Below are 5,018 nucleotides of genomic sequence, written 5' to 3'. Positions count from 1 at the left end.
AAGTTCACCCCCACCGCGGCCACCGCCACCCGCACCTGCCCGGCGGCCAGCTCCACCCGTGCGCTCGGCTGCACCACCAGGTCTTCCAGCGTGCCGCCGCCACCGGCTGCCAACCGCCAGCCCCCATCCGGCAGCTCCAGTACCGCCCCGGCCCCGACCGGGGTCAACCGAGCGGCGTGCGCGACACCGGAGCGCACCACGAGTTGCGGTTCACCACAACGGATGACATCGCGGACATCCATCGATCCGTCCGAGTCCACCAACACGAACCGACCCGGATGCTCGGCCTGCGCGGAGCGCACCAGCCCCCACACGGCAGCGCCGGCCAAGTCCTCGACATCCTCGCCGGCCCAACTGACCGCGCCGTGCGTCACCACGATCAGTTCCCCGGAATCCTCGGCGGCGAGCCGCGATTGCAACACCCGCAGCACCTCATGGGTGGCCGCGTGCACCGACCGGACCACACCGTCGGCCGCCGGGCCGAGCTGCCACACCGTCGCACCGTTGTCGCCAATGCCAGTGGGTTCCACCGGAACCGGGGACCACACGACGTCGAACAAGCCGCCACCGCCGCCGGCGGCCGCCGCGACCGCCGCCGACAACGCCTTCGCCGAGACCGGGCGCAGCACCAACTCGCGGACCGACAACACGGGCAGACCCGCGCCATCGGCCAGGTCCACCGACACCGCCCCGGCGCCGGCCGGCGCGATCCGCACCCGGACCCTCGATGCACCGGCTGCGTGCAGACACACGCCCTGCCAGGAAAACGGCAGCATCGTCTCGACCTGTTGGCCGACCACCCCCATCGCATGCAGCGCCGCGTCCAACACGACAGGATGAATTCCGAACCCCGCGACCGTCACACCCTCACCGACGGCGACTTCGGCGAAAATCTCTTGTCCCCGTTGCCACATCGCCCGCACGCCGCGAAACGCCGGCCCGTACTCGTAGCCCCGCGCCGCCAACACGCCGTACACATCGACCGCGTCGACCGCCGACGCGCCGGCCGGCGGCCACACCGACAGGTCCGCGGGCGCCGCCGAGCCCGCGTTCAGCACCCCCTGCGCGTGCAACACCCAGATCGAATCCGCGTGGGCGCCACGCGAATAGACCCATACGGCGCGCGAACCCGACTCGGTGGCCGCGTCGACGACCAGCTGCACCCGCACCCCGCCGGTCTCCGGGAGCACCAGCGGCGCCAACAACGTGAGCTCCTCCAGGACCGAACAGCCGACCTCATCGCCCGCCCGCAGCACCAACTCCACGAATCCCGCTCCGGGAAACAACATCACTTCATCGACGACGTGATCCGCCAGCCACGGGAAATCCCCCACCGACAGGGAGCCCGTCAGCACGACGCCGCCCGAATCGGGCCGCTCTACTATCGCGCTCAACAGCGGATGTCCGGCGTGCACCAACCCCGCACCCCGCACGTCCGCCGATCCCACGGCGCCGTAAGGCAACCAATACCGCTGCCGCACAAATCCGTACGTCGGCAAGTCGACTCGGTTCCCGCCCCCCAACGCGGCGGGCCAGTCCACACCGACACCCCGGACGAACAACCGCCCCAACGCGGCCAGCAGTGACTCGACTTCGGGTCGATCCTTGGCCTGCGTCACCACCGACACCGCCCGGTCGGCGGTCAACGACTGCTCCACCGCGGCGGTCAGGCCACGGCCGGGACCCACCTCCACAAAAGCGTCAGCCCCCAACGACTCGGCCGCCCTAACGCCGTCGGCGAAACGGACGGGTTGCCGCACATGGTCAACCCAGTACTGCGCCGACCCGTAGCCGGCGCCGGCCAATTGGCCGGTCAGGTTCGACACCAACGCAATTCGCGGTGGTGCGGCCGAAATACCGTCGAGCAGCTTGGCGAACTCGTCGAGCATGGGCTCCATCAGGGCCGAGTGAAACGCGTGCGACACCGCCAGCCGGTGCACCCGTCGACCCGACTCCGCCAGGCGATCCGAGACCGCCTCCACCGCCTGTTGGGCACCCGAAATCACCACCGCGTTAGGCGCGTTGACCGCGGCGATGCTCACCGCCTCGGTCAGCAATGGTGCGACTTCCGACTCGCCGGCGGCCACCGCGACCATCACCCCGCCGGCGGGCAGGGCCGCCATCAACCGGCCCCGGCGCGCCACCACCCGGGCGGCATCCCCGAGCGACAACGCCCCGGCCACATGGGCCGCGGCGATCTCCCCGACCGAATGACCCGTCACGACGTCCGGCACCACGCCGCAGTGCCGCAGCAATGCGGCCAGCGCCACCTCGACGGCGAACAACGCCGGCTGAGCGAATTCGGTGCTTTCCAGCAGCGCGGCGTCGTCGCCCCAGATCACCTGGCGCAGCGGCAATCGCAGATGCGGATCCAACGCGCTGACCGCCTCGTCAAACGCCTCCGCGAACGCCGGGAAGCACTCATGCAACTGCCGGCCCATCCCCAACCACTGCGAACCCTGCCCGGGAAACACGAACGCCGTCTTACCGCCCACTTGCGCGCGCCCCACGACGAGGCCCCCGCCCGGCTCGCCGGCCGACAGCTCGATCAACCCCGCGACGAGATCGTCGCGGTCGGCGCCGATCACCACGGCCCGATGGTCGAAGACCGGCCGCGTCGTCACCAACGACCAACCCACATCCGCCGCAGTCAGGTCGGCATCGGCGGCCACCCGCGCCAGCAATCGCTTGGCCTGGTTGGCCAGCGCCCGCTCCGAGCGGGCAGACAACACCCACGCTGTCGCGGCGTCATCGGGCTGCGCCGGAACGCTTTCGATCTCCAGCGCCGGCGCCTGCGTCGGGGCCTCTTCCAAGATCACGTGCGCGTTCGTCCCGCTGATCCCGAACGACGAAACGCCCGCCCGGCGGGGACCATCCCCCCCGGGCCAGGGCCGTGACTCCGTCAACACCGACACCGCTCCGGCCGACCAATCCACATGCGGCGTGGGCACATCCACGTGCAACGTCTGCGGCAGCACGCCGTGTTGGATCGCCTGCACCATCTTGATCACGCCGGCGACGCCCGCGGCGGCCGACGTGTGACCGATGTTCGATTTGATGGACCCCAGCCACAGCGGCCGGTCCGCCGGCCGATCCTGTCCATACGTGGCCAGAAGCGCCTGCGCCTCAATCGGATCGCCCAACGTGGTGCCCGTGCCGTGCCCCTCCACCACATCGACGTCCGCGGCCGCTAGGCCGGCGCTGGCCAGCGCCGCGCGGACGACCCGCTGCTGGGACGGCCCATTGGGAGCCGTCAGGCCGTTGGACGCGCCGTCCTGATTCACCGCGGAGCCCCGCACAAGCGCCAACACCGGGTGTCCCAACCGTCGGGCGTCGGCCAACCGCTCGACGACCAATACCCCCGCGCCTTCGGACCACGCGGTGCCGTCGGCGGCACCGGCATACACCTTGCACCGGCCGTCCGGCGCCAGCGCCCGCTGGCGGCTGAACTCCACGAATGCCGCCGGGGTGGCCATCACGGTCACACCGCCCACCAGCGCCAGATCGCTCTCTCCCGACCGCAGTGACTGCGCTGCCAGGTGCAGCGCCACCAGCGACGACGAACACGCCGTATCCACCGATACCGCCGGGCCTTCGAGCCCCAGGACGTACGACACGCGTCCGGAGGCCACGCTCAACGTCGAGCCGGTGAGTCCGTAGCCCTCCAGCTCGCCGTGCACCTCGCCGCCGTAGCCGGCGTGGATCATGCCGGCGAACACACCCGTCGCCGAGCCGCGCAGCGCCAACGGGTCAATTCCGGCGCGCTCCAACGCTTCCCACGACAACTCCAGCATCAGCCGCTGCTGTGGATCCATCGCGAGCGCCTCGCTGGGCCCGACGCCGAAGAATCCGGCATCGAAATCGCCGGCGTCGGACAGGAAGGAGCCCTGGCGGACGTACATCTTGCCCGGCGTATCAGGGTCCGGGTCGTACAGCCCGGCCACGTCCCAGCCCCGGTCCGCGGGAAAGTCGGACACGGCGTCGCGGCCTTCAACCACCATGTCCCACAAGCCCTCGGGCGAATCCACGCCGCCCGGGTACCGGCACGCCATCCCCACCACCGCCACGGGCTGCGACAACTTGCCTTCCAATTCGGAAAGGCGCCGCCGGGTACGCCGCAGATCGGCGGTGAGGCGCTTGAGGTAATCGAGATGCTTGTCGGGGCCCGACACTGTCACTCCTTGCGGGCTTTAGGAGCCGAGCTCTTCGTCGAGGATGGCGAAGAGCTGGCTTTCTGTGGCGGTTTCGATGTCCTCGTCGTCGGCGTCGTAGGACTCGTACGGGTCGAGGTGGGTGCTGAGGGTGGTCATCAGGGCCTGGATGCGGGTGGTGAGCTGCGTCTTGTCCTCGGGTTTCCAGTCGGCTTGATCGAGCAGTGCTTGTAGTTCACGAGTGATGTCGTTGAATCGGTTCATCAGGTTTGGTTGGCCGGCATCGGTGGCGTCGACGGCCAAGCGGGCGTCGAGGTGCTCGGCCAACACGATCGGCGTCGGGTAGTCAAAGATCAGTGTGGGCGAAAGGGTCAGTCCGGTAGCGGTTTTGAGCCGGTTGCGCAGTTCGACGGCGGTCAGCGAATCAAACCCGAGGTCTTGAAACACCGTGCCGGGGTTGATGTCGGCCGCGTTCTGGCGGCCCAACACGATGGCGGCGTTGCTGCATACCACCTCGACGAGTCGGTCGTGTCGCTGCTCGGACGTCAGGCCCTGCAGCCGTGCGACGAGGCTCGTCGTCGAGGCCGCCGTGGTGTCGGTGTCGTCGATGACGCGCCGGGTGGGACGAGCGACGACCAATTGGCTCAGCAGCGGGGGCAGCGCGGCGCGCTGGTCGGCGAGCGCGGCGGCATCGACGCGCGCGGCCACCAGCATGGGAAGGTCGGCGAGCATCGCTTCGTCGAAGAGTTGTAGGGCGTGTTCGGTGGACAGCGGTGCGAGGCCGAGTCGCGTCATGCGGGCCTTGTCGCGCTCGCCCAGGTGTCGGGTCATGCCGCTGGCCTGCTCCCACAACCCCCACGCCACCGA

Annotated in this window: 2 protein-coding genes; both read right to left on the bottom strand. The window is 69.8% G+C overall.

The annotated features are described in order from the left end of the window. A partial coding sequence (locus A5745_RS00010) for a type I polyketide synthase (RefSeq protein WP_076114678.1) occupies positions 1-4,172 on the bottom strand: 4,172 nt, incomplete at its 3' end. 18 nt (positions 4,173-4,190) lie between these two features. Then, the coding region (locus A5745_RS00005; protein ID WP_254848464.1) for a phosphopantetheine-binding protein at positions 4,191-5,018 on the bottom strand (828 nt) is incomplete at its 5' end.

The sequence above is a fragment of the Mycobacterium sp. IS-2888 genome (assembly GCF_001954215.1).
Taxonomy (GTDB): Bacteria; Actinomycetota; Actinomycetes; order Mycobacteriales; family Mycobacteriaceae; genus Mycobacterium.
This window is presented reverse-complemented; position numbering and strand designations above follow the sequence as displayed.